Genomic DNA, 22,239 nt, shown 5'->3' with positions numbered 1-22,239 from the left:
TGACGCGTCCGGATAGGATTATGCCGCGAAATGGATAGATCCGACGTCACCCTCGAGCGCATGCGCAGCTTCGTCCGGGTGGCCGAGCGCGGCAGCCTGTCGGCGGTGGCGCGCGAGTTCGGGGCCGGGCAATCGACGATCACCCGGCATCTGCGCGAACTCGAGGACGCCCTCGGCGTCGCCCTGATCAGCCGGACGACGCGGCGCCTCGCCCTGACGGCCGAGGGCTTGGCCTACTACGAGAGCAGCCTGCGCATCCTGCACCTCGTCGAGCAGGCGGGCGCCGAGGCGCGGGACCGGCGTCACGCCCCGTCGGGCACCGTCCGCCTGTCGTGCACGGCGGCTCTGGGCGTCCTCCACGTCGGCGCCATCGTCTTCGCGTTCCAGGACCGCTACCCCGACATCTCGGTGGATCTGAGCCTCACCGACGAGCGCGTGGACCTCGTTCGCGAGGGCATGGACCTGGCGATCCGCCTGGGCCCCCTGGCCGACAGCGCGCTGAGGCTGCGGGCCGTCGGGCGTTCGGAGCGTCGCCTCGTCGCCGCCCCCGCCTACCTAGCGGCGCGCGGTCGGCCCCTGACGCCGGAGGATCTCGCCGGCCACGAGGGGATCCGCATGACGAACGTGGCCGGGAGCGGCACCCTGGTCCTCGAAGGACCGGATGGCGGGCGCCACGCGGTACCCTTCGGCGGACGCCTCCGGGTCGATCACGGGCTGGCCGCACGGGCGGCGGTCCTCGCGGAGCGGGGGATCGCGCCCGCGCATCGCTGGCTGGTCGCGGACTGCCTCGCCGACGGCCGGCTCGAGGCGGTCCTGCCGGACTACGCGGTGCCGTCGGTGCCGCTCAGCCTGCTGATCGTGCCCGAGCGGGCCGCGATCGCGCGGGTCCGGCTGCTGGCGGATCACCTCGCCGCGGGGCTCCGCGCGGTCCCGGGGATCGCGCCGGAGCCCGCCACGCGGGCGGCGCTCGCTCAGCGATAGCCGTAGCGGCTCTTGGCGGCGGCGAGCAGGTGCAGGGCCTCGCCCGGCTTGCCGGCCGAGCATTCCGCCGCGGCGTGGGCGAGGTCGGCGTTGAAGCGGTCGCCCACCGGCTTGTTGAGGTTGCCGGTGGCCACGTCGCTGTCGACGATCGCCTTGGTGCGCGCGATCTCGGGGCCGCAGCCGCTGCCCGTGGGCAGGGCCAGGGGGGCCGGGACGACCGGCGCGGGCTCCATGACCGCGGGCGTGGCGCGCTGCTGGCAGGCGCCCAGCGCCGCGACGGCGAGGGCGACGAGGCTGAGGCGCATCGGGAGGCGGGACGCGGGCACGGCGATCATCCTGTTGGTGCGCGAGGGGCCGCGCCGCCGAGGTTCTGGGCCGAGCTTGGCAGTGGGTCAATCGCGCCGGCCACATGCCGAACGGGCGCGGAACGCGGGGCGCAGAGCGTCGGTGACGCGTGATTTTGCTGTCGTCGGAAGGTCTTGGTGCGCACCGCCGGCATCCGGCGTCGGCGGCGCGCTCCGAATCGTGACGGGCTTACTTCGCCTTGTCGGCGAGCGCCTTCAGGCCGGAATCGTAGATGCCCTGGATCGCGTCGGTGGCGACCGTGTCCGGCGCGCCCTTGGCGTTGAAGGTCCCGGTCCAGGTCACCTTCGAGCCGGAGCCGGCGGGGGCGACCGAGAGGGTCGACTTGTAGTCCGAGACCGGCAGAGGGCTCTCCAGGATCGTGTAGGTGTAGCTCATCACCTTGTCGTCGCGGGAGACCTGCTCCTCCTTGATGGTGCCGCCGCCCTTGAGGCTGAGGGTGCGGACCTTCATGCCGTCCTTGTCCGACAGGACGCACTTCTCGATGGCGGGGTGCCAGTCGCCGATGCCGCAGAACTCGCCGATGGTCTGCCACACCTTGGCCGGCGGCGCGGCGATGTCGGCCGAGCGCGTCACCTCCAGGGCGTAGCCCGGCACGGTGGCCGCAGCGAGCGCCAGGGCGGCGAAGGGAAGGGACCGGCAGAAAGCGAAGGGCATCTCGGGGTGTCTCCGTCCGTCTCAGGTCGCGGCAGGGGCCGCGCAGGCTCTGATGGCCGCGCAGGAGCTAGGCCGGGAGGGTGCGCTCGGCAATGGGCGGGAGTGGCGGCGCATGACTTTCGCGATCAGACGACGCGGTCAATGATCGTCTGCGCGTCGGGCACGGAGTCCCGGAACGACGGACGCGCTTCCAAGGCGCTCGCCGAGCCGAGCGAGGTTCGGATGTGCGCGCGCCAAGCAGTTCGGGGAACCGGACGGAGAGGTAGCCGGCGGCGGTGCCCGCCGCGACGTCGCCCAGCGTGAAGCGGTCGCCCATCGACCAGTCGCGGTCGCCGAGGAGCCGCGCGGTCTCGGCCAGCGCGATTCAGCTGAAACGGGATCCCGGCCACGATCCGGCCTACCAGCCGTCCGTCTCGTCGGTGTCGGCAGGGTAGCCGTAGACGGTCGCGGGCGCGTAGGCGGGCCGCGCCGCGGGACGATAATAGGCCGGCACCGACCGGCGCCCCATCTGATCGCCGTTCGCCAGCAGGTCGTCCGGCTCGTAGGATCCGCGGTTCCGGGCGAGCCGGGTACCGCGCCGGCCGCGATCCGCCATCGGGACATCCGCCCCCTCGATCACCACCCGGGTCCGGCCCACGCCCTGGCTCTTCACGAGGTTGAACAGGGTCGCGGCGTTGCGCACCGACAGGCGCACGCAGCCGTGCGAGGCCGCGCGCCCCAGGCTCCGGACGTGGTTGGTGCCGTGGATGGCGTGGCCCTGGGTCGTGAAGAACATCGCGAAAGGCATGGGCGCATCGTCCCACTCCTTCGAGAAGTGCGTGCGCTCCATCCGGAACGGGCGGTAGGCGCCGGACGGGGTGTCGTAGCTCGCGACGCCGGTCGAGACCGGCCAGGAGTAGCGGGGCTGCCCGTCGACCGAGACCTCCATGCGCTGGGTGGTCTTGTCGACGTTGACGAGCACGTCCGCGCTGGCCGTCGCGGGGCTTCCCGCGCACAGGAGGAGCCCGGATAGGACGGAGATCAGACCGATACGCATGAGCGACTCCGACCCGGCACGCGCCGCGAGAAACCGCGGCGGTTTGCCGTCTCGCTAAAACCGTCGGCAACACCGAGGTTCCGGGCCGCCGTGCCGCTGCGTAGTCACGCTTTGCTGAGCGCCCTCACGGCGCCCTCACGGCGCCGCCGCGGCCATGCCGGAGATCCGGCGGATCGCGGCCTCGGCCTCCTCGGCGATGCGCAGGACCAGGTCGCCGGCGCCCGGCAGGTCGGCGATCAGCCCGACCGCCTCGCCGACCGTGACGTTGGCGACGTCGTAGTCGCCCGCCGCGTCGGCATCCTCCACGTCCCGGCGGCGCTCGGCCGAGGCCGCGCGCAGTGCGTCCTCGCGGCCGTGCCACGTCTCGATGAAGGCGTTGCGCAGGAGCCGCCCGGTATAGGGCGCCGGCCAGGCCCGCTGGCGGGCGATGTCGTAGACCTGGGTGCGGACCGTGTCGTCGCCGGTGGCGGCGAGAACCCGCTGCTTCGCGGCCGGGTGGATCAGCGCCTCCCGGGTGGCCCAGAACCGCGTCCCCATCAGGACACCGTCGGCCCCCAGCGCAAGGGCGGCGGCGAGACCGCGCCCGTCCGCGATGCCGCCCGCCGCGAGGAGCAGCGTCTCGGGGCGCTCGCGGGCGATCAGGTCGGCGACCGCGGGCACGAACGCCACGGTGCCGCGGGCGGTGAGGCCGTGGCCGCCGGCCTCCGTCCCCTGCGCCACCACCACGGCCGCGCCGACCTCCAGGGCACGCCTCGCATGCGCCAGGGTGTGCACCTGGCAGATCAGCGGCACGCCGGCGGCGCGGATCCGGTCCGCGAAGGGCGCGGGATCCGCGAAGGAGAGCATCAGGGCAGCCGGCGACCGGGCGAGCGCCGCGTCGAGGAGCGACGGGTCCCGGGCCATCGACCACGTGATGAAGCCGCAGCCGACCCGCTGATTGCCCGCACGGGCGAATTCCCGGTCGAGCGTCGCGTGGTCGCCGTAGCCGCCGCCGATCAGGCCGAGGCCGCCGGCGGCGCTCACCGCCGCCGCGAGGGCGCCCCCCGAGGCCGGGTCCATGGGGGCCAGCACGATCGGGTGCCGCAGCCCGAAGGCGTCGGTGAGTCTGGTCTTCAAGGCCATGCGTCCCCTCCCGGCGGAGCGTGTCGCGCGCGCGGTTGCGCGCGCCGCCCATCCGGGCTTAACGCTCGGGGTGTTGCGGAAAAAATGATTCCTTCAGAAGGAAGGCATCGGAAAAGCAGATGGCATGAACAGCACCGACCTGATGTTCTTCGCGGCGGTGGCCGAGACCGGCGGCATCGGGCGGGCGGCAGCGCGGCTCAACACCGTCCAGTCCAACGTCACCGGCCGGATCCGCACCCTGGAGCAGGCCCTGCGCGTGCCGCTGTTCCACCGCGGCAGCCGCGGGGTGACGCTGACCCGGGCCGGGGAGCGGCTCCTGCCCTACGCGCTCCAGGTCGGGCAGCTGCTCGCGGAGGCGCGGCACGCCCTGCTGGCCGAGGGCGAGCCCCGCGGGCCGCTGCGGATCGGCGGCATGGAGACGACCGCGGCCCTGCGCTTGCCCGGCCCGCTCGCCGACTTCGCCGCGCGCCACCCGGACGTGGACATTGAGCTGGAGACCGGCCCGACCGAGCAGCTGATCGCCCGGGTCCTCGACCGGAACCTGGAGGGGGCCTTCGTGGCCGGCCCGGTCGCGCAGGCCGACCTCGTGGGGATCCCGGTCTTCACGGAGGAGCTGGTGCTGGTGGCGCACCCGGCCGTCGGCGACCTCGCGGCGCTGCTCGACCGTCTGGCCCGGGCGCGCGACGCGAAGGTGCTCGTGTTCCGGGCCGGCTGCTCGTACCGGAGGCGCCTGGACAACTTCCTGGCCCGTCAGGGCCTCGTGCATGTGCGTCGCATGGAGTTCGGCACGCTCGACGGCATCCTCGGCTGCGTGGCGGCCGGCCTGGGCGTGACCCTGGTTCCGCGGGCCGTGGCGGACCCGGCGCACCGCGCCGGCCGCGTCTCGATCCACCCGGTGCCCGACGGGGACGGCTACGCCCCGACCCTGCTGGTCCACCGCGCCGACGACCGGCCGAGCGCGGCCTTCGCGCGGTTCGCCGAGCAGGTCCGGACGGCCATCCCGGACTCGCCGTCGCATTCGCCGTAGGGCCCCGATTCCGGCACGGACCGTGCCCTCGGCAACCGCCGGTTGACAGCGGCCCGGGCCCGGGCGCTTCCTCCCGGCCGCAGACGGTTCGGAGTTCCCATGGCCCTCGACCCCACCCTCGCCGCCGAGATCGAAGCCTCCGTGGCGGAGGGCTTCGCCGATCAGGTCGCCCACACGCAGGCGCTGGTCCGGTTCGCGTCCTTGCGCGGGGAGGAGCATGCCTGCCAGGACTACGTGTTCGACCAGTTCCGCGCCCGCGGCTACGCCACCGAGCGCTTCGCCATGGACCGGGACGCCATCGCGGCCCATCCGGGCGGCTCGAAGATCGACGAGGCGCACCATTCGGACGCGCCGATCGTGGTCTGCCACCATCGTCCCGGCACGGAGACCGGGCGCTCGCTGATCCTCCAGGCCCATGTCGACGTCGTGCCGCCGGGGCCCGTCGACCTCTGGACCCACCGGCCCTTCGATCCTGTGATCCAGGGCGACTGGATGTACGGCCGCGGCGCCGGTGACATGAAGGCCGGGCACGCCGCCAACCTGTTCGCCCTCGACGCCCTCGCCCGCCTCGGCCTGCAGCCGGCGGCCGCCGTGACGGTGCAGTCGGTGGTCGAGGAGGAATCCACCGGCAACGGCGCCCTGATGACCCACCTGCGCGGCTACCGCGCCGACGCCGTGCTGATCCCGGAGCCCGAGGACGAAAAGCTCGTGCGCGCCAATACCGGCGTGCTGTGGTTCACCGTCGAGGTCCGGGGCGTCCCGGTCCACGTCCGCGAGATGGGCGCGGGCGCCAACGCCATCGACGCCACCTACCGGGTGATCGGCGCGCTGCGCGACGTCGAGGCCCGCTGGAACGCCGAGAAGGCCGCGCACCCGCATTTCGAGACCGAGGACCACCCGATCAACCTCAACATCGGCAAGATCGAGGGCGGCGACTGGGCCTCCTCGGTCCCGGCCTGGTGCCGGATCCACTGCCGGGTCGCGCTCTACCCGGGCGTGACCGCCGCGCAGGCCGCCGCCGAGATCGAGGCCGCGGTGGCGTCCTTCTCCCGCACCGACCCGTTCCTGGCCAACAGCCCGCCGCGGGTGGTCTTCAACGGCTTCTTCGCCGAGGGCTACGTGCTGGAGGAAGGCTCGGAGGCCGAGGCCGTGCTCGGCCGCGCCCACGAGCGGGCGATCGGCTCACCGCTCCAGAGCTTCATGACCGCGGGCTACCTCGATACCCGCGTCCACGCCCTCTACGACCGGGTGCCGGCCCTCTGCTACGGCCCGACCTCCCAGAACATCCACGGCTTCGACGAGCGCGTGAGCCTCGCCTCGGTGAAGCGGATCACGACCACCATGGCGCTGTTCGTGGCCGAGTGGTGCGGGACCGAGCGCAAGGCGGGGTGAGCCGCCGTCCTTGCGAGCGAAGCGAAGCAATCCAGCAGCACCACGCCCGCCGAGCTGGTGCTGCCCTGGATCACTTCGCTACGCTCGTGATGACGGCGTGATCTTTCGTCAGGGGATCAGCCGGTCCGCGCGGAGCTGGCCGAACAGGTCGTAGAACGCGTCGTCGGTCGGCTGATAGGCCGTGAAGCCGAGGCGGCGGCTCTTGCTCATGTCGGTGACGACCTCGATCGGCCGGCCGAGATCGGCATCCGTGTGCCAGGCCGAGGCGAGCTTCTCGAGGTTCGGCTCGGCCAGCCCGTAGCGCTGCGCGATCTCCGCCCAGGCCGGGCCATCCTGCGCCATCCGCGGCTCCAGGGGCCGGTGCGTGCCGTCGAACGGCACCGCCTCGATCCCGAACCAAGCGGCGATCCGGCCCCACATCCAGCTCCAGCGGAAGACGTCGCCGTCGACGACGTTGAACGCCTCGTTGGCGGCCCTCGGCTCCGTCGACGCCCAGAGCAGCTGGCGGGCGAGGAGCCGCGCGTCGGTCATGTCGGTGAGGCCGTTCCACTGCGCGGCCGAACCCGGGAAGATGAAGGGCCGCCCCAGCTCCCGGCACAGGGTGGCGTAGCAGGCGAGCGTCGTGCCCATGTTCATGGCGTTGCCGACCGCCTTGCCGATGATCGTGTGCGGGCGGTGGACGCTCCAGGTGAAGCCGTCGCGCGCGGCGGCCGCGAACACGGCGTCCTCCTGCGCGTAGTAGAAATTCTCGATGTCGAGGCGGCCCTGGTCCTCGCGGAACGGCGTCTGCGGCAGGGTGCCTCTGCCGTAGGCCTCGAACGGGCCGAGATAGTGCTTCAGCCCGGTCACCAGGGCGACGTGGCGGACGCTCTTCTTCGGGCGGAGCGCGTCGAGCAGGTTCTCGATCATCGCCCGGTTGACGCGGATCATCTCCGCCTCAGTCGGGCGCCGCTGCCAGGTCGCCAGGAAGACGTGGCTCGGGGCGAGGTCGGCCAGCGCCTTCTCCAGAGAGGCCGGATCCTGCAGGTCGGCGGCCACCGGCGCGACGCCGTCCTGCTGCACCGGGTGACGGGCGAGGCCCGCGACCGTCCAGCCCTCCCGGTGGAGCAGCGCCGCGGTGGCGCTGCCGACGATCCCGCTGGCGCCGACGATCAGGGCGGTGTTCGACATGGAAACCCTCGCGCCCGGCCCAAATCCGGGTCCGGGGCAGATGGGCACGGGTGATGTCGTCACAACCCCGCCGGGCGGCGGGGACGCCTGTGCGGCGCGCAAGGGTTGTGTAATCGCGAGACCTCTCCCGTCATCGCGAGCGCAGCGAAGCGACCCAGGGCTGCGCGACATCAGCAAGCGTGGCGCTACCCTGGATTGCTTCGCTTCGCTCGCAAAGACGTGCGCCCTCAGGCGACCCGGTCGATCGCGGCCCCGAGGATGTCGACGATCTCGCCGATCTGGCCGCGCTCGATGATCAGCGGCGGCGACAGCGCGATGATGTCGCCGGTCACCCGGGTCAGCAGGCCGCGCTCGAAGCAGTCCACGAACACCTCGTAGGCGCGCTTGCCCACCGCGTCCGGACGCGGCGCCAGCTCGATGCCGGCGACGAGTCCGATGGTGCGGATGTCGATGACGTTCTTGCGCCCGCGCAGGTCGTGCATCGCCGCCGCCCAGTCGTCGGCGATGTCGGCGACGCGGGTGAGGAGCCCCTCCTCCCGGTAGATGTCCAGCGTCGCGATCCCGGCCGCGCAGGCGATCGGGTGCCCGGAATAGGTGTAGCCGTGGAACAGCTCGATCCCGTCCGGGCCCTGCATCAGCGCGTCGTGGACCGCGCGGCTGGCGAAGACCGCGCCCATCGGCACCGTGCCGTTGGTGAGGCCCTTGGCGCTGGTCACGAGGTCGGGGACGACGCCGAAGAAGTCGGTGGCGAAGGGCGCGCCGAGGCGGCCGAAGCCGGAAATCACCTCGTCGAAGATCAGCAGGATGCCGTGCTTGGTGCAGATCTCGCGCAGGCGCTCCAAGTAGCCCTTCGGCGGGACCAGCACGCCCGTGGAGCCCGCCACCGGCTCGACGATGCAGGCCGCGATGGTCTCGGCCCCGTGCAGCGCCACCAGCCGCTCCAGATCCTCGGCGAGCTCCGCCCCGTGCTCGGGCTGGCCCTTCACGAAGGCGTTGCGGGCCGGGTCGTGGGTGTGGCGCAGGTGGTCGGTGCCGTTGAGCTGCGGGAAGACCCGCCGGTTCGACACGATGCCGCCGACCGACAGGCCGCCGAAGCCGACGCCGTGATAGCCGCGCTCGCGCCCGATGAGCCGGGTGCGGGTCCCCTGCCCGATCGCCCGCTGGTAGGCGAGCGCGATCTTGAGGGCGGTGTCGACCGATTCCGAGCCGGAATTGGTGAAGAACACCCGGTCGAGGCGCTTGTCGGGGCCGCCCGGGGCGATCTCCGCGAGGCGCTCGGCGAATTCGAACGCGATGGGATGGCCCATCTGAAAGGTCGGGGCGAAGTCGAGGGTCGCGAGCTGGCGCTCCACCGCGGCGGCGATGCCCCGGCGGCCGTGGCCGGCGTTGACGCACCAGAGGCCCGCGGAGCCGTCGAGGATCTTGCGGCCGTCATCGGCGGTGTAGTGCATGCCCTCGGCCGAGACGAGCAGGCGCGGCGCCGCCTTGAACTGGCGGTTGGCCGTGAACGGCATCCAGAAGGCGTCCATCGCGGGCGTGTTGCGGAGCGGATGGTCGGTCATGGGGCGGTTCTCCGGGGCAGGCGGCGCGGATCGGGCGGCGGGACCAGGGGACACCTTCGCCGATCGGGCAACAAGTCCTTTTCTGGTCGCCGCCAACCCCTTGCAGGACCGGGGCCACGGGTGGCACCGTTGCGGGATCCGCAACACCTGAAACGGGGTCCGGCCGGATGAGCATCGATGTCGGCGCGCGCCTGCGCTTCGTGCGCGCGCGCCACGGCCTGTCGCAGCGGACGCTGGCCAAGCGGGCCGGGGTGACCAATTCCGCGATCTCGCTGATCGAGGCCAACCGGGTGAATCCCTCGGTGGGCGCCCTGAAGCGGATCCTCGACGGGGTGCCGATCGGCATGGCCGAGTTCTTCGCCCTGGAGCCGGAGCCGGAGCGCAAGGCGTTCTTCGCCGCCGAGGAGCTGACCGAGATCGGCCGCCGGGCCGCCAAGGGGGCAATCTCGTACCAGCAGGTCGGCGACAGCCTGTTCGGGCGCAAGCTCCAGATCCTCAAGGAGCGCTACGAGCCGGGCGCCGACACGGGCCGGGTGCCGCTCTCCCACGAGGGCGAGGAGGGCGGCATCGTGCTCTCCGGCCGCCTGGAGGTGACGGTGGACGCCGAGCGCCGGATCCTCGGCCCCGGCGACGCCTACAGCTTCGACAGCCGCCGCCCCCACCGGTTCCGCTGCGTCGGTCCCAATCCGTGCGAGGTGGTGAGCGCCTGCACGCCGCCGAGCTTCTGAGGCGGAGCCGGGCTGCGGCGGATGAAACGCCCGCCCTGTCGCGTGCGGGCGTTGCGGTCGGCCGGCAGACTGGCGCATGCAGGGCGGCGTTTGAATTCATAATGCCGCGCGAGGATCGATGGCCGTCACGACCGCAGCCCCGGCCACCGGGCCCGGACAGAACCAGTCGGCGCGCGCGGCGCTGGCGGCCTTCGTGGGCACCACGATCGAGTGGTACGATTTCTTCATCTACGGCACCGCGGCGGCCCTGGTGTTCGGGCCGCTCTTCTTCACGACCGAATCCCCCTACATCGCGACGCTCTCGGCCTTCGGCACCTTCGCGGTGGGCTTCCTGGCCCGGCCGCTGGGCGGCCTGATCTTCGGGCATCTCGGCGACCGGTTCGGGCGCAAGCGCGCCTTGGTGGCGACGCTCGTGATGATGGGCATCGCGACCTCCGGTATCGGCCTGCTGCCGACCTACGCGTCGATCGGGATCTGGGCGCCGGTGATGCTGGTGGTCCTGCGGCTCATCCAGGGGCTCGCGGTCGGCGGCGAGTGGGGCGGCGCGGTGCTGATGGCCGCCGAGCACGCGCCGGCCGGGCGCAACACCTTCTTCGCCTCCTTCGCGCAGCTCGGCAGCCCCGCCGGGCAGATCCTGTCGCTGCTGGCCTTCCGGCTCGCGGGCCTCCTCGACAAGGAGAGCTTCCTGACCTGGGGCTGGCGGGTGCCGTTCCTCGTCAGCATCCTGCTGCTCGGCGTGGGGCTCGCGATCCGCCTCGGCGTCGCGGAATCGCCGGCCTTCGAGAGGGCCCGGGCCGCCGGCGGGCCGCCGCCGGCGCCGGTGCGCGAGGTGCTGACGACCTGCCTGAAGCCGGTGCTGCTGGCGGCGGGGGCCAACACCTTCGCGATCGCCTCGGTCTACCTGTTCAACACCTTCATGATCGCGTTCACCACGCAGTATCTCGGCATCGCGCGGGCGACGATCCTCGACGCCCTGCTGATCGCCGCCGTGGTCCAGCTGATGATGACCCCGGTCGGCGCCCGGATCGCGGAGGTGATCCGCAACGAGCGGCTGTTCCTCCAGGGGACGCTGGTCTGGGCGATGCTGGCCCCCTACCCGCTGTTCTGGCTGGTCGAGACCAAGTCGGTGCCCCTGATCGTGCTCGGCCTCGCCCTCAACGTGATCGGCAGCGCCACGTTCTACGCGGTGATCGCCGGCTACCTCGCGGGCGCCTTCCCGACGCGGGTGCGCTACACGGCGATCTCCATCGCCTACCAGTTCTGCGGGGCGCTCGCGGGCGGCCTGACGCCGATCGTTGGCACCGTGCTGGCCGAGCGCTTCCAGGGCCACTGGTGGCCGATCGCGGTGTTCGGCACGGCGCTGGCCGGCGTGTCGTTCGTGTGCGTCACGGCGATCGGCGGCTACCGGGCCCGGCAGCGGGGCTTCCTGGACGGGTGAGCGCGACCGGTCAAAGGCGCCGGATCCGGGTAACGCCGGATTCAGACCGGAGGTCTAGGATCGGCCCCATGGATTCGATCGCCGCAGCCGCCGTCCAGATGCTGGGTTCGTCCCAGAGCCAGCAGATCGGCATCGCCGTCGCCAAGCAGCAGCTGTCGGCCGACAAGGCCGTCGCCGGGCTCGTGGCGGACAGCGCCGCCCAGGCGGCGAGCGCCGGCCCGCCGGCCCCTCCCGGACAGGGCCAGAGCGTCGACCTGCGGGTCTGACGGCGGCGTCCCGCGCGCCCGCCGCGCCTCGGTCCGCCCTTACCCGAAGCCGTAGAGCCGCCGCGGGTTGTCGACGAACACCATCCGGCGTCGGTCCGCGTCCGGCACCCAGTCGGCCATCAGGTCGAGGAGCTCCCGCGTCCGCGGCGGCCCGTCCCAGGCGGCCACGTGCGGCCAGTCCGAGCCCCAGAGGCAGCGTCCCGGCGCGGCGTCGTTGAGCGCCCGCGCGAACGGGATCGTGTCCGCGTAGGGCGGCCCGGTGACGGAATCCCGGAAGGCGCCCGAGAGCTTCACCCAGTTGCCGTCGGCGACGAGGCCGAGCAGTGCCTCGAAGCCCGGATGGTCCAGGCCGGCCGAGGTCGGCATGTGGCCCATATGGTCGAAGACCAGCGGCACGGGCAGCCGCGACAGGCGGCCGGCGATCGGCGGCAGCTCCCGGGCGTCGAGCAGGAACTGGAGGTGCCAGCCCATCTCGCGGGCGAGCGCCCCGTAGGACTCGACCGCCTCGAGCCCGACCCCGCCGCCGAACAGGACGTTGAGGCGCAGGCCGACCACGCCGGCCTCCTTCAGCGCGGCGAGCTCCGCGTCGGGCAGGCCGAGCGGGATTACCGCGACGCCACGCAGGCGCCGCCGGTGGGCGCGCAGCGTCTCGACCATCAGCCGGTTGTCGGTGCCGTGCACGCTGACCTGGATCAGCACGCCGTTGGCCATGCCGGTCCCGTCGAGCATCGCGAGGTACCGCTCGGCCGGCGCCGCCGGGGGCGTGTAGCTGCGGTCGGCCACCAGGGGATAGTCCGGCGGCAGGCCGATGACGTGGGCGTGCGTGTCGACCGCGCCGTCCGGCACGGCGAAGCGGGTCGGGCCCTCCGGATGCGGGTCGGGGGCGGGGCAGTCTCGGATCTCGGGCATGATCAGGAATCCGCGTGGAGGACCTTGCCGCGCGTCTCCGGCAGCGCGAAGGCCGCCAGGAAGAAGATCCCGTAGGCGACGGCCGCGAAGATCGCGATGGCGGAGGCGAGGCCGGCGCGCTCCGCGAGGTAGCCGACCAGCGCCGGGAACAGCGCGCCGATGCCGCGGCCGAAATTGTAGCAGAATCCCTGCCCCGAGCCGCGCAGGCGGGTCGGGTACAGTTCGGTCAGGAACGCGCCCATCCCGGAGAAGTAGCCGGAGGCGAAGAAGCCCAGCGGGAAGCCCAGCACCCAGAGTACGCCGTTCGACAGCGGGATCTGCGTGTAGGCGACGATCACCGCGATGGCGCCCAGCGAGAAGATCAGGAAGAGCGGCCGCCGGCCGAGCCGGTCGGCGAGCCACGCGCCCACGAGGTAGCCGGTGAACGAGCCGATGATCAGGGCCGCGAGGTAGCCGGTGGAGGACACGATCGACAGGTGGCGCTCGGTGGTCAGGAAGCGCGGCACCCAGGTGGTGATCGCGTAGTAGCCGCCCTGGCAGCCCGCCGCCGCCAGGGAGGCGAGCAGGGTGGTCTTGAGGATCGGACCGGAGAAGATCTCCCAGATCTGCGGCCGGTCGCCCGTGGCGGCGGCCCGGGCGCGGGATTCGGCGGCGACCTCCGGCTCCTTCACGTAGCGGCGCAGGTAGAAGACCAGCAGCGCCGGCAGGGCGCCCACCGCGAACATCCAGCGCCACGCGGTCTCTGGCGGCAGGACCGAGAACAGCACCGCCTGCGACAGGACCGCGAGGCCCCAGCCGATCGCCCAGCCGGACTGGACCGAGCCCACCGCCCGGCCGCGATACTCGGCGCGGATCGTCTCACCGATCAGCACCGCGCCGGCCGCCCACTCGCCGCCGAAGCCGAGGCCGAGCAGTGCCCGCGCGATGAGGAGCTGCTCGAAGTTCTGCACGAAGGCGCAGAGCAGGGAGAACAGCGAGAACCAGAGGATCGTGATCTGCAGGGTCAGCACCCGGCCGATCCGGTCGGCGACGAAGCCCGCGAGCCAGCCGCCCAGCGCCGAGGCCAGCAGCGTCACCGTGGCGGCGAGCCCGGCCGTGCCGGCATCGACGTGCCACAGCGCCATGATCGTCCCGATCACCAGCGGGTAGATCATGAAGTCCATGCCGTCGAGGCACCAGCCGGCGGCGCAGGCCCAGAAGGTGTGCCGCTCGGGCGGCGTCATCGATCGGTAGAAGGCGGTGAGGCTGGCGTCGCGGATCTCGACCGCGTCCACGCCCGTGGGCCCCTGTCCGGTTGCTGAACTCATCACCGCCTCCCGCCGCCCGATACCAGTATCAGCGTCCCGGGTTGAGCTGTCCAACGATGCGGCGGGTCACGCAAGGAACGCGCAAGGAAAAGGCCGCCCGGAGGCGGCCTGTCCCGTTCTTTTCGCGGTCGATCGGCGCTCAGTAGCAGCGCTCGACCAGCACCCGGCGGTAGCCGTAGGGAGTCCAGCGCACCCGCGGGACCGTGTAGCAGCCGCCACCGTAGCCGTAATCGCCGCCGTAACCGTAGCCGACGGGGGCGTAGCCGCCGCCGTAGCCGTAGCCGTAGCCCGGGTAGCCGTAGCCACCGTAGCCGCCGTAGAGACCGCCGGCCGCGAGGCCGAGCCCGACGCCGAGACCCAGGCCGCCGAGCCCGTAGCCGTAGCCACCGCGATAGCCGTAGCCCCGGCCGTAGAAGCCGCGGCCGTAGCCGAAGCCCCCCGGACGGAAGCCGGCGCCGCGGAAGCCGCCGCCGAAACCGCCGTTGCGGAACCCGCCGAACCCGCCGCCCCGGAAGCCGCCGCCGAAGCCGCCACCGTGGAAGCCGCCGCCGAAGCCGCCGCCATGGAATCCGCCGCCGCCGAAACCGCGCGCGTCCGCGCTGGCCGGCGCCAAGGCCAGAGCACCCGCCGCCAGCAGGGTCGAGCCGAGCACTGCACCCTTCATCACGTCATCTCCGTGGAAACACGCCCTCTACGGCTAAGAACGCCTGAACCGGCAAAACGGTCCAGCCACGCCCGCGGCGCGCGGCCGCGAGACGCACCCGGCCCCATCCCGACATCGTACAGACGCATCCCGGCGCGGCGCGGACACGAAATTCGCCGCTTTCCGGAGCGAAGGGCGCGCCGATCGAGCTTCGCCGTCCCCGAATCGCGGCCTCCGATCGGCATGGATTGAATGATGATGCTGCGCCCGGCTCACGCCCTGTTGATCGTGCTGCTCGCCCTCGCGGCCCCGGCCCGGGCGGCCGCTCCGGCCGCCGCCGAGCCCTGCCGGGCGGTCGAGGCGCAGGGTGAGACCTTCACGGTCTGCACCATCGACCTCCGGAAACAGCGGCTGCGGATGTTCTGGCTCCAGGACGACGGCAAGCCCTACGGCGCCCTCGGCACCCTCGCCGAGAAGCAGGGCGGCCGCCTCGCCTTCGCGATGAATGCCGGCATGTACGACAAGGACCAGGCGCCGGTCGGCCTCTACGTCGAGGACGGGCACGAGCTGAAGCGCGTCTCCACGGCGGACGGGCCGGGCAATTTCCACCTGAAGCCCAACGGGATCTTCTGGGTGAAGGGCGAGCGCGCCGGGGTGATCGACACCGCCCGCTACCTGCGGGCGAAGATCCGGCCGGACTTCGCCACGCAGTCCGGGCCGATGCTGGTGATCGACGGGCAGGTCCACCCGAAGATCGCCGCCGACGGGCCGAGCCAGAAGATCCGGAACGGCGTCGGCGTGCCCGGCGACGGTCACGTGGCGATCTTCGCGATCTCCGAGCGCCCGGTGACCTTCGGGGCCTTCGCGCGGCTGTTCCGCGACGATCTCGGCTGCCGCAACGCCCTGTTCCTCGACGGCTCGGTCTCCAGCCTCTACGCGCCGAACCTCGGCCGCTCGGATATCAGCCGCCCTCTCGGACCCTTGGTCGGGGCTCTGCCACGCTGAGGGGCAGTTCCGGGCTTCCGTGGCGGCAGAGAGCTTGGCTCTCGATCCCGTTGACCGATCGGGCCGGCTTCCGCGACGTCCGAGCCGTCATCCCGGGGCCGCGCGGCGGAACCCGGGTCCCGGGCTCGCCCGGGGCGCCGCGCTTCGGCACCTGAGATAGTTCGAGATCCCGGGCGCGCTCGCGGCGCCCCGGAATGACGCTTCGGTCAGAGGGAAGACGTCCGCGGCGGCTCGTGCGCCGCCCCCCGGGACCCTCCGCGCGGCGGCCGTCCTCAGCGCTGGCCGAAGGCCGTGTCCTTGAACAGGTCCTTGTACTCCCGCGGCTGCGAGCGCCAGTACTGCTTGGGCGCGCGCACCCGGGCTCCGAGCTCGGCGGCGGCGTGCCAGGGCCAGCGCGGATCGTACAGCATGGCGCGGGCGAGCGAGATCGCGTCCGCCCGGCCCTCCTGCAGGACCGTCTCCGCCTGCTGTGCCTCGGTGATCAGCCCGACCGCGATGGTAGTGAGCCCGGTCTCGGCCTTGATCCGCTCTGCGTAGGGCACCTGATAGCCCGGCCCGAGCTTGATCGCCTGCTTCGGCGAGACGCCGCCGGTGGAGACGTGCAGCGCCGGCGACCCGGCCCTCTTCAGGGCCTGGGCCAGTTCGATGGTCTCGTCGAGGTCCCAGCCGTCCTCGACCCAGTCGGTGGCCGAGACCCGCAGCCAGACCGGGCTGCCGGCGGGGACGACATCCCGCACCGCGTCGTAGACCTCGAGGGGGAAGCGCATGCGGTTCGCGAGGCTGCCGCCGTATGCGTCCGTCCGCTTGTTGGCGATCGGCGACAGGAACTGGTGCAGCAGGTAGCCGTGGGCGCCGTGCAGCTCCACGGCCTCGATGCCGAGGCGCACGGCCCGCCTGGCGGTGGCCACGAACTGGTCGCGGACGCGCTTCAGGTCGGCGGCGTCGAGGGCGTGGGGCGGGACCTCGCCCTCCCCGTGGGCGACCGCCGAGGGCGCCTCGGTGCGCCAGCCGTAGGCGTGCTCAGGCGGGATCTGCTGGCCGCCGGCCCATGGGGCCTCGCTCGAGGCCTTGCGGCCGGCATGGGCGATCTGGATGCAGACCGGGATCGGCGCGTACTCGCGCACGGCGTCGAGCACCCGGCCCAGTGCCCGCTCGCAGCCGTCGTTGTAGAGGCCGAGATCCCAGGCAGTGATTCGTGCCTCCGGGGAGACCGCGGTGGCCTCCAGGGTCAGCAGGCCCGCCCCCGACATGGCGAGCTGGCCGAGGTGCATCATGTGCCAGTCGGTCGCCTCGCCGTCCCGCGCAGAGTACTGGCACATCGGCGCGACGAGGATGCGGTTCTCGAGCGTGAGTGCGTCGAGCGTCAGCGGTTCGAAGAGGCGAGCGGTCATCGGCAACTCCTGGTGGAAGGGCCACTGTGGCCCAGGACGGGCGCGGCGGCCAGTGCAGTGCGGCAGAGCACCTCTGCGGGCGGGCGTTGCGGGAACTTGCGGATGTAGCTGCCCGTTTCCACGCCTGTCGCCGCATCGCGGCAATCGACGCGAACCGCCTGAGGGGGCGAGATCGCCCGAGGTCCAGATGATGCTCACCAGACTCGCCGTACCGCTCGTCCTGGCCGCCGGCTGCGCCGCCCTCGCGGGCGCGGCGCAGGCCCAGCCGGCCGCCTTCGGCGGACCCAAGATGCTGATCCACGGCAATTACTGCGGGCCGGGCAACAACGCGCCGCTCCCGCCGATCGACGCCCTCGACGCGGCCTGCGCGCGCCACGACGCCTGCACGCCGCAGGGCGGATTGCCCTCGCAGGCCTGCAACCTGCGCCTCCAGCAGGAAGCGGCGCTGATCTCCCGCGATCCGCGTCAGCCGGACGATGTCCGGTCCCTCGCCGGCCTCGTGGCCGCTACCGCGACGCTGATCCCGTCCGAGCCGAACGCGCGGCGCTTGCCGGCCTCGGTCGCCACCGGTCCGGCCCCGGGCGCCTACCTACCCGACGCGACGCGACCGGCGCCGACGGTCGATATCGACCCCGACGACGACGGCGCCGACGCGGACTGAAGCGGGTCGCGACGACCCGTCAGCCCTCCATCGGCGCGGTCCGGCGGCCTACTGGGCCGCGCCGATGCCCCGGTCCTTCAGGCTGTCGCCGATCTCGTCGAGGGCGGCCGCGTCGTCGATCGTCGCCGGCATCGTCCAGGGCTCGTGATCGGCGATGCGTTTCATGGTCGCCCGCAGGATCTTGCCCGACCGGGTCTTGGGCAGCCGCGGCACGGTGAGCGCCAGCTTGAAGGCCGCCACCGGGCCGATCTCGTCCCGCACCTTCGCGACGAGTTCCCGCTCGATCGTCTCGGTCGGCCGGGCGACGCCGGCCTTGAGCACCACGAACCCGCAGGGCACCTCCCCCTTCAGCGCGTCGCGGATGCCGATGACCGCGCACTCCGCCACGTCCGGGTGGCTCGCCAGCACCGCCTCCATGCCGCCGGTGGACAGGCGGTGGCCCGCGACGTTGATGATGTCGTCGGTCCGTCCCAGGACCGTGATGTAGCCGTCGCCGTCGATCACCCCGGCATCCGAGGTGTCGTAGTAGCCCGGGAAGGTGGCGAGGTAGCTCGACCGCATCCGGTCGTCCGAGCCCCAGAGGGTCGGGAGGCACCCGGGCGGGAGCGGCAGGCGGATCGCGATCGTGCCCATGGTCCCCGCCGGAACCGGCTTGCCGCCCTCGTCCAGGACTTCGACCTGATAGCCCGGCATCGGCACGCAGGTGCTGCCGTGCTTCACCGGCAGGAGGCCGAGGCCCATCGGGTTGCCGGCGATCGGCCAGCCGGTCTCGGTCTGCCACCAATGGTCGACGACCGGCCGGCCCAGCACGCGCTCGGCCCAGGCGACCGAGTCGGGATCGGCGCGCTCGCCCGCCAGGAACAGGCTACGGAAGGCCGAGAGGTCGTACGCGGCGATGCGGGCGCCGGCGGAATCCTCCTTCTTGATCGCCCGCAGGGCCGTCGGGGCGGTGAACAGGCACGCGACCCCGTACTCGGCGACGACCCGCCAGAAGGCGCCGGCATCCGGCGTGCCCACCGGCTTGCCCTCGTAGAGGACGGTCGTGCAGCCGTGCAGCAGGGGCGCGTAGACGATGTAGGAATGGCCGACGACCCAGCCGATGTCGGAGGCGCAGAAGTAGGTCTCGCCCGGCTGGACGCCGTAGAGGTTCGGCATCGACCAGGCCAGGGCGACGAGGTAGCCGCCGGTGTCGCGGACCACGCCCTTCGGCTTCCCGGTCGTGCCGGACGTGTAGAGGATGTAGAGCGGGTCGGTGGCGGCGACCGGCACGCAGTCCGCGCTCCGCCCCGCCGCCCGGGCCGCCGCGACGGTCTCGCCCCAGTCGCGATCCCGTCCCGCGACGAGGGTCGCGGGCCCTTGCGGGCGCTGGAGGATCAGGCAGGCCTTCGGCTTGTGCCGCGAGGCCGCGATCGCCGCGTCGAGGAGCGGCTTGTAGGCGACCACGCGATTCGGCTCGATCCCGCAGGAGGCGGCGAGCACCAACTTCGGCGCCGCGTCCTCGATCCGCACCGCCAGCTCGTTGGCCGCGAAGCCGCCGAACACCACCGAATGGACCGCACCGAGCCGCGCGCAGGCCAGCATGCCGAACAGCGCCTCGGGCACCATCGGCATGTACAGGATCACCCGGTCGCCCTTGCCGACGCCGAGGTCGGCCAGCACCGCGGCCAGCACCGCCACCTCGTCGCGCAGCGCCCGGTAGGTGATGCTGCGCTTGGTCCCGGTCACGGGCGAGTCGTAGCGAATCGCCACTTGGTCCGCCCGGGCGCCGTCGGCGTGGCGGTCCACCGCGTTGTGGCAGGCGTTCAGGGTGCCGTCCGGGAACCACCGACCGTAGGGGCCGGAATCCGGCGCGAAGGCCCGCTCCGGCGACCGCGCCCAGTCGAGGGCCCGCGCCGCGCCGAGCCAGAACGCCTCGGGGTCGCGGCGGGCCGATTCGTAGATCTCCGGGTAGCGGCCCGGCAGGCTGGCTCTCGTCATCGGTTCGGCGTTTCCTCGCGGGCCGCTCTCCGGCGGCGGCCCGCAGAGTAGACCATTCTCGCGCGCGCGGGAGTGGCCACGGGCGAGACGGCCGCGCCCGGGTGAGCCTCGGGTCCCGCCATGAGAAAACCGCCGCACCGGGGCTCCCGGTGCGGCGGTTCTCAGCTTGAATTCGCTATCCGATGGACGTGTCAGGCGTCAGTGCAACGTGTCGTTGCCTGCCTGGAGCTTGTTGATCTCGTCCTTGAGAAGGAGTTTCCGTCGCTTCAGCTCGGCAATGTGGAGGTCGTTCGCCGAAGGTCTGTGGATCGCTTCCTGAATCTCGCGCTCGAGGGCTTCGTGCTTCCGGGCGAGTTGGTTCAGATGCGTCTGCAGCGACATGAGTCGACTCTCCTGTCATCGTTTCGACACACCGAGATTGGCACAGGATGCCGGACCTGTCGAAGCGTTTTCTGCTGCTAAGTCTGATGATTGCTTACCGCGCCGCCTTGTCCGGCGCCGGAGCGTGACGCATGCTCTCGGGCGACGAACGGTCTTCGGGTTCTCAGGTGACGATGGCGGACGAGGCGGGTGAGGGTGCGCAGTCGGACCTCCAGGGCGAACTGGCGCGGCTGCGCGAGGAGCACCGGGATCTCGACAGCGCCATCGAGGCGCTGGAGCGCAGCGTCGCCGGGGACCAGCTCCAGATCCAGCGCCTGAAGAAGCGCAAGCTCACGCTGCGCGACCGCATCTATCACATCGAGGACGCGCTCACGCCGGACATCATCGCCTGATGCCGGTGGACGCCCTCGGGCCCCGCCTTGCCGCCGGCCCGCGCCGCCTGTAAGCGCCCTCTTTTGCCGGGATCAACGATGGCGTCGCCTCCTCCGGTCGCGATCATCATGGGCAGCCAGTCCGACTGGGCGACCATGCGTCATGCCGCCGAGACGCTCGACGCGCTCGGCGTGCCGTACGACACGCGCATCGTGTCGGCCCACCGCACGCCGGACCGGCTCGTGGCCTTCGCTAAGGGCGCGGTCGCGGCCGGTCTCAAGGTCGTGATCGCGGGTGCGGGCGGCGCCGCGCACCTGCCCGGCATGGCGGCCGCGATGACCCGCCTGCCGGTCTTCGGCGTGCCGGTGGAGTCGAAGGCCCTGTCCGGCCAGGACAGCCTGCTCTCCATCGTCCAGATGCCGGCCGGCATCCCGGTGGGGACCCTGGCGATCGGCCGGGCCGGGGCCGTCAATGCGGCCCTGCTCGCCGCGGCGGTCCTGGCGCTGACCGACCCGGGCCTGGCGGAGCGCCTGGAGGCGTGGCGCGCGGCCCAGAGCGCTTCGGTGGCCGAACGGCCGGTGACGGAAGAGAACGCGTGACGGACAGGATCCTCGGCCCCGGCTCCACCCTCGGCATCGTCGGTGGAGGTCAGCTCGGGCGCATGATCGCGCTCGCGGCGGCCGATTACGGTCTCAAGGTGCACGTCTACGCGCCCGACGCGGACAGCCCCGCCTTCGACGTGGCCGCCCGGACCACCTGCGCGGCCTACGACGACGCCGCGGCGCTGGCGGACTTCGCCCGCAGCGTCGACGTCGTGACCTACGAGTTCGAGAACATCCCGCACGCCACCGCCGACGTCCTGGCCCGGCACGCCGCCCTGCACCCGAACGCGCGGGCGCTCTCGACCACGCAGGACCGGCTCTCCGAGAAGGACTTCATCAACGGCCTGGGCATCCCGACGGCGCCGTTCCGGGCGGTGGACACGCCCGACGACCTCGACCGGGCGATCGAGGTGATCGGCCTGCCGGCCGTGCTTAAGACCCGCCGCTTCGGCTACGACGGCAAGGGGCAGCGGATGCTGCGCGAGCGGGCCGAGGGCGACCGCAACGCGCTGTTCGCCGAGTTCGGCGGCGCGCCGCTGATCCTGGAAGGCTTCGTGCCGTTCGAGCGCGAGGTCTCGGTGGTGGGCGCGCGCGGGCGCGACGGCAGCTTCGCGGCCTACGACCTCTGCGAGAACGAGCACCGCGACCACATCCTGGCGCTGACCCGGGTGCCGGCGCCCGGCGTCTCCGCCGAGACGGGCGCCGCCGCCGTCGAGATCGCCCGGCGGATCGCCGACGCCCTCGACTATGTCGGCGTGCTGGCGGTGGAGATGTTCCTCGTCCGCGAGGACGGGGCGGAGCGGCTCGTGGTCAACGAGATCGCGCCCCGGGTCCACAATTCGGGCCACTGGACCAGCGAGGGCGCGCTGACCTCGCAATTCGCCCAGCACGTCCGGGCCGTCTGCGGCTGGCCGCTGGGCGATGCGGGCCGGGTCGGCGGCCTCCCCGTCGAGATGCGCAACCTGATCGGTGCCCAGGCCGACGACTGGCACGCCCTGCTGGCCGAGCCCGGTGCCCACCTGCACCTGTACGGCAAGGGTGAGGCGCGCCCCGGCCGCAAGATGGGCCACGTCACCCGTCTCGGGCCCGGCCCGACCGGTTCCTGAGGCTTCGAGGGCACACCCGCGCCGCTGCATGACCGCCGGAGGGCCGTCCTCGGTCCCGCGGACCGGTCGAGCCATACCTTCGCCACATCCCGCCGCTTCCACGACACCGTGGTCGGTTCCGAATGCTGTCGATCGCGTCCGCC

Annotated in this window: 24 protein-coding genes; 11 read left to right on the top strand and 13 right to left on the bottom strand. The window is 72.4% G+C overall.

Going from position 1 to position 22,239, the window contains the following annotated elements; all coding sequences use genetic code 11:
• The first annotated feature begins 30 nt into the window (after nucleotides 1-30).
• Nucleotides 31-981, top strand: coding sequence for a LysR family transcriptional regulator (locus LOK46_RS05685; protein ID WP_273562879.1), 951 nt, complete (start codon nucleotides 31-33; stop codon nucleotides 979-981).
• Here LOK46_RS05685 and LOK46_RS05680 read toward each other — a convergent pair.
• The 5 genes from LOK46_RS05680 to LOK46_RS05665 all read right to left on the bottom strand — a co-directional run bounded on the left by LOK46_RS05680 (nucleotide 972) and on the right by LOK46_RS05665 (nucleotide 4,159).
• Nucleotides 972-1,316 (bottom strand): hypothetical protein, encoded by a 345-nt coding sequence (locus LOK46_RS05680; protein ID WP_273562878.1) that lies wholly within the window; start codon nucleotides 1,314-1,316, stop codon nucleotides 972-974. The two genes, LOK46_RS05685 and LOK46_RS05680, sit on opposite strands and share 10 nt — an antisense overlap.
• A gap of 199 nt (nucleotides 1,317-1,515) precedes the next feature.
• On the bottom strand, nucleotides 1,516-2,001 hold the full coding sequence (locus tag LOK46_RS05675) for an SRPBCC family protein (RefSeq protein WP_273562877.1): 486 nt from the start codon (nucleotides 1,999-2,001) through the stop codon (nucleotides 1,516-1,518).
• Between the two features lie 67 nt (nucleotides 2,002-2,068).
• Nucleotides 2,069-2,317 (bottom strand): hypothetical protein, encoded by a 249-nt coding sequence (locus LOK46_RS32900; protein ID WP_443192871.1) that lies wholly within the window; start codon nucleotides 2,315-2,317, stop codon nucleotides 2,069-2,071.
• Nucleotides 2,318-2,398: 81 nt separating this feature from the next.
• Nucleotides 2,399-3,037, bottom strand: a complete 639-nt coding sequence (locus LOK46_RS05670; RefSeq protein ID WP_273562876.1) for a L,D-transpeptidase — start codon at nucleotides 3,035-3,037, stop codon at nucleotides 2,399-2,401.
• 135 nt (nucleotides 3,038-3,172) lie between these two features.
• Complete coding sequence (locus LOK46_RS05665; RefSeq protein ID WP_273562875.1) at nucleotides 3,173-4,159, bottom strand: NAD(P)H-dependent flavin oxidoreductase; 987 nt, start codon at nucleotides 4,157-4,159, stop codon at nucleotides 3,173-3,175.
• A 124-nt stretch (nucleotides 4,160-4,283) separates the two neighbouring features.
• Here LOK46_RS05665 and LOK46_RS05660 point away from each other — a divergent pair, with 124 nt between their 5' ends.
• Both LOK46_RS05660 and LOK46_RS05655 read left to right on the top strand, forming a co-directional pair.
• On the top strand, nucleotides 4,284-5,186 hold the full coding sequence (locus LOK46_RS05660; RefSeq protein ID WP_273562874.1) for a LysR family transcriptional regulator: 903 nt from the start codon (nucleotides 4,284-4,286) through the stop codon (nucleotides 5,184-5,186).
• A 99-nt stretch (nucleotides 5,187-5,285) separates the two neighbouring features.
• Entirely contained in the window at nucleotides 5,286-6,578 is a 1,293-nt protein-coding gene (locus LOK46_RS05655; protein WP_273562873.1) for an ArgE/DapE family deacylase, read from the top strand.
• Between the two features lie 108 nt (nucleotides 6,579-6,686).
• On the opposite strand, the gene LOK46_RS05650 is transcribed toward LOK46_RS05655, so the two are convergent.
• Together LOK46_RS05650 and LOK46_RS05645 are read right to left on the bottom strand one after the other, a co-directional pair.
• Nucleotides 6,687-7,748 carry an SDR family oxidoreductase gene (locus tag LOK46_RS05650; protein ID WP_273562872.1) on the bottom strand — a complete coding sequence of 354 codons (1,062 nt, stop codon included), beginning with the start codon at nucleotides 7,746-7,748 and terminating at the stop codon, nucleotides 6,687-6,689.
• A 227-nt stretch (nucleotides 7,749-7,975) separates the two neighbouring features.
• Nucleotides 7,976-9,310, bottom strand: coding sequence for an aspartate aminotransferase family protein (locus LOK46_RS05645; protein WP_273562871.1), 1,335 nt, complete (start codon nucleotides 9,308-9,310; stop codon nucleotides 7,976-7,978).
• Between the two features lie 167 nt (nucleotides 9,311-9,477).
• Here LOK46_RS05645 and LOK46_RS05640 point away from each other — a divergent pair, with 167 nt between their 5' ends.
• From LOK46_RS05640 to LOK46_RS05630, 3 genes are all read left to right on the top strand, one after another.
• On the top strand, nucleotides 9,478-10,038 hold the full coding sequence (locus tag LOK46_RS05640; RefSeq protein WP_273562870.1) for a cupin domain-containing protein: 561 nt from the start codon (nucleotides 9,478-9,480) through the stop codon (nucleotides 10,036-10,038).
• 118 nt (nucleotides 10,039-10,156) lie between these two features.
• On the top strand, nucleotides 10,157-11,476 hold the full coding sequence (locus tag LOK46_RS05635) for an MFS transporter (RefSeq protein WP_273562869.1): 1,320 nt from the start codon (nucleotides 10,157-10,159) through the stop codon (nucleotides 11,474-11,476).
• Nucleotides 11,477-11,544: 68 nt separating this feature from the next.
• Nucleotides 11,545-11,742: a hypothetical protein gene (locus LOK46_RS05630; RefSeq protein WP_273562868.1), complete on the top strand. Its 198-nt coding sequence runs from the start codon at nucleotides 11,545-11,547 to the stop codon at nucleotides 11,740-11,742.
• A gap of 39 nt (nucleotides 11,743-11,781) precedes the next feature.
• Here the strand turns inward: LOK46_RS05630 and LOK46_RS05625 are convergent, their stop codons facing one another.
• The 3 genes from LOK46_RS05625 to LOK46_RS05615 all read right to left on the bottom strand — a co-directional run bounded on the left by LOK46_RS05625 (nucleotide 11,782) and on the right by LOK46_RS05615 (nucleotide 14,622).
• Nucleotides 11,782-12,651: an amidohydrolase family protein gene (locus tag LOK46_RS05625; protein ID WP_273562867.1), complete on the bottom strand. Its 870-nt coding sequence runs from the start codon at nucleotides 12,649-12,651 to the stop codon at nucleotides 11,782-11,784.
• A 2-nt stretch (nucleotides 12,652-12,653) separates the two neighbouring features.
• Nucleotides 12,654-13,958 (bottom strand): MFS transporter, encoded by a 1,305-nt coding sequence (locus LOK46_RS05620; protein WP_273562866.1) that lies wholly within the window; start codon nucleotides 13,956-13,958, stop codon nucleotides 12,654-12,656.
• Between the two features lie 139 nt (nucleotides 13,959-14,097).
• Nucleotides 14,098-14,622, bottom strand: coding sequence for a hypothetical protein (locus tag LOK46_RS05615; protein WP_273562865.1), 525 nt, complete (start codon nucleotides 14,620-14,622; stop codon nucleotides 14,098-14,100).
• A 234-nt stretch (nucleotides 14,623-14,856) separates the two neighbouring features.
• Here LOK46_RS05615 and LOK46_RS05610 point away from each other — a divergent pair, with 234 nt between their 5' ends.
• Nucleotides 14,857-15,606: a phosphodiester glycosidase family protein gene (locus tag LOK46_RS05610; protein ID WP_273564545.1), complete on the top strand. Its 750-nt coding sequence runs from the start codon at nucleotides 14,857-14,859 to the stop codon at nucleotides 15,604-15,606.
• A 272-nt stretch (nucleotides 15,607-15,878) separates the two neighbouring features.
• Here the strand turns inward: LOK46_RS05610 and LOK46_RS05605 are convergent, their stop codons facing one another.
• Entirely contained in the window at nucleotides 15,879-16,997 is a 1,119-nt protein-coding gene (locus tag LOK46_RS05605; RefSeq protein WP_273562864.1) for an NADH:flavin oxidoreductase/NADH oxidase, read from the bottom strand.
• Between the two features lie 187 nt (nucleotides 16,998-17,184).
• Between LOK46_RS05605 and LOK46_RS05600 the strand changes: the two genes are divergently transcribed.
• The gene (locus tag LOK46_RS05600; protein ID WP_273562863.1) at nucleotides 17,185-17,658 is read left to right on the top strand and encodes a hypothetical protein; all 474 of its coding nucleotides are present in this window, start codon (nucleotides 17,185-17,187) and stop codon (nucleotides 17,656-17,658) included.
• A 48-nt stretch (nucleotides 17,659-17,706) separates the two neighbouring features.
• Here LOK46_RS05600 and LOK46_RS05595 read toward each other — a convergent pair whose 3' ends face one another.
• Nucleotides 17,707-19,635: a propionyl-CoA synthetase gene (locus tag LOK46_RS05595; protein WP_273562862.1), complete on the bottom strand. Its 1,929-nt coding sequence runs from the start codon at nucleotides 19,633-19,635 to the stop codon at nucleotides 17,707-17,709.
• A gap of 198 nt (nucleotides 19,636-19,833) precedes the next feature.
• Nucleotides 19,834-20,016, bottom strand: a complete 183-nt coding sequence (locus LOK46_RS05590) for a YdcH family protein (protein WP_012318068.1) — start codon at nucleotides 20,014-20,016, stop codon at nucleotides 19,834-19,836.
• A gap of 131 nt (nucleotides 20,017-20,147) precedes the next feature.
• Between LOK46_RS05590 and LOK46_RS05585 the strand changes: the two genes are divergently transcribed.
• The 3 genes from LOK46_RS05585 to LOK46_RS05575 all read left to right on the top strand — a co-directional run bounded on the left by LOK46_RS05585 (nucleotide 20,148) and on the right by LOK46_RS05575 (nucleotide 22,096).
• Nucleotides 20,148-20,408 carry a YdcH family protein gene (locus LOK46_RS05585; RefSeq protein WP_244527029.1) on the top strand — a complete coding sequence of 87 codons (261 nt, stop codon included), beginning with the start codon at nucleotides 20,148-20,150 and terminating at the stop codon, nucleotides 20,406-20,408.
• Nucleotides 20,409-20,486: 78 nt separating this feature from the next.
• Complete coding sequence (gene purE / locus LOK46_RS05580) at nucleotides 20,487-20,987, top strand: 5-(carboxyamino)imidazole ribonucleotide mutase (RefSeq protein ID WP_273562861.1); 501 nt, start codon at nucleotides 20,487-20,489, stop codon at nucleotides 20,985-20,987.
• Nucleotides 20,984-22,096, top strand: coding sequence for a 5-(carboxyamino)imidazole ribonucleotide synthase (locus tag LOK46_RS05575; protein ID WP_273562860.1), 1,113 nt, complete (start codon nucleotides 20,984-20,986; stop codon nucleotides 22,094-22,096). The genes purE and LOK46_RS05575 overlap by 4 nt, the downstream gene beginning before the upstream one ends.
• Nucleotides 22,097-22,239 lie beyond the last annotated feature (143 nt).

Origin of the sequence: Methylobacterium sp. NMS14P (genome assembly GCF_028583545.1) — a bacterium.
In the GTDB taxonomy this organism is placed as follows: domain Bacteria; phylum Pseudomonadota; class Alphaproteobacteria; order Rhizobiales; family Beijerinckiaceae; genus Methylobacterium.
Note: the sequence above shows the minus strand (reverse complement) of the source record. Positions and strands in the feature narration are given on the sequence as shown.

Coding starts and splice junctions, on each gene's coding strand:
- LOK46_RS05685 (WP_273562879.1), top strand. CDS start 31: ATGGATAGATCCGACGTCACCCTCGAGCGCATGCGCAGCTTCGTCCGG.
- LOK46_RS05680 (WP_273562878.1), bottom strand. CDS start 1,316: ATGATCGCCGTGCCCGCGTCCCGCCTCCCGATGCGCCTCAGCCTCGTC.
- LOK46_RS05675 (WP_273562877.1), bottom strand. CDS start 2,001: ATGCCCTTCGCTTTCTGCCGGTCCCTTCCCTTCGCCGCCCTGGCGCTC.
- LOK46_RS32900 (WP_443192871.1), bottom strand. CDS start 2,317: ATGGGCGACCGCTTCACGCTGGGCGACGTCGCGGCGGGCACCGCCGCC.
- LOK46_RS05670 (WP_273562876.1), bottom strand. CDS start 3,037: ATGCGTATCGGTCTGATCTCCGTCCTATCCGGGCTCCTCCTGTGCGCG.
- LOK46_RS05665 (WP_273562875.1), bottom strand. CDS start 4,159: ATGGCCTTGAAGACCAGACTCACCGACGCCTTCGGGCTGCGGCACCCG.
- LOK46_RS05660 (WP_273562874.1), top strand. CDS start 4,284: ATGAACAGCACCGACCTGATGTTCTTCGCGGCGGTGGCCGAGACCGGC.
- LOK46_RS05655 (WP_273562873.1), top strand. CDS start 5,286: ATGGCCCTCGACCCCACCCTCGCCGCCGAGATCGAAGCCTCCGTGGCG.
- LOK46_RS05650 (WP_273562872.1), bottom strand. CDS start 7,748: ATGTCGAACACCGCCCTGATCGTCGGCGCCAGCGGGATCGTCGGCAGC.
- LOK46_RS05645 (WP_273562871.1), bottom strand. CDS start 9,310: ATGACCGACCATCCGCTCCGCAACACGCCCGCGATGGACGCCTTCTGG.
- LOK46_RS05640 (WP_273562870.1), top strand. CDS start 9,478: ATGAGCATCGATGTCGGCGCGCGCCTGCGCTTCGTGCGCGCGCGCCAC.
- LOK46_RS05635 (WP_273562869.1), top strand. CDS start 10,157: ATGGCCGTCACGACCGCAGCCCCGGCCACCGGGCCCGGACAGAACCAG.
- LOK46_RS05630 (WP_273562868.1), top strand. CDS start 11,545: ATGGATTCGATCGCCGCAGCCGCCGTCCAGATGCTGGGTTCGTCCCAG.
- LOK46_RS05625 (WP_273562867.1), bottom strand. CDS start 12,651: ATGCCCGAGATCCGAGACTGCCCCGCCCCCGACCCGCATCCGGAGGGC.
- LOK46_RS05620 (WP_273562866.1), bottom strand. CDS start 13,958: ATGAGTTCAGCAACCGGACAGGGGCCCACGGGCGTGGACGCGGTCGAG.
- LOK46_RS05615 (WP_273562865.1), bottom strand. CDS start 14,622: ATGAAGGGTGCAGTGCTCGGCTCGACCCTGCTGGCGGCGGGTGCTCTG.
- LOK46_RS05610 (WP_273564545.1), top strand. CDS start 14,857: ATGATGCTGCGCCCGGCTCACGCCCTGTTGATCGTGCTGCTCGCCCTC.
- LOK46_RS05605 (WP_273562864.1), bottom strand. CDS start 16,997: ATGACCGCTCGCCTCTTCGAACCGCTGACGCTCGACGCACTCACGCTC.
- LOK46_RS05600 (WP_273562863.1), top strand. CDS start 17,185: ATGATGCTCACCAGACTCGCCGTACCGCTCGTCCTGGCCGCCGGCTGC.
- LOK46_RS05595 (WP_273562862.1), bottom strand. CDS start 19,635: ATGACGAGAGCCAGCCTGCCGGGCCGCTACCCGGAGATCTACGAATCG.
- LOK46_RS05590 (WP_012318068.1), bottom strand. CDS start 20,016: ATGTCGCTGCAGACGCATCTGAACCAACTCGCCCGGAAGCACGAAGCC.
- LOK46_RS05585 (WP_244527029.1), top strand. CDS start 20,148: ATGCTCTCGGGCGACGAACGGTCTTCGGGTTCTCAGGTGACGATGGCG.
- purE (WP_273562861.1), top strand. CDS start 20,487: ATGGCGTCGCCTCCTCCGGTCGCGATCATCATGGGCAGCCAGTCCGAC.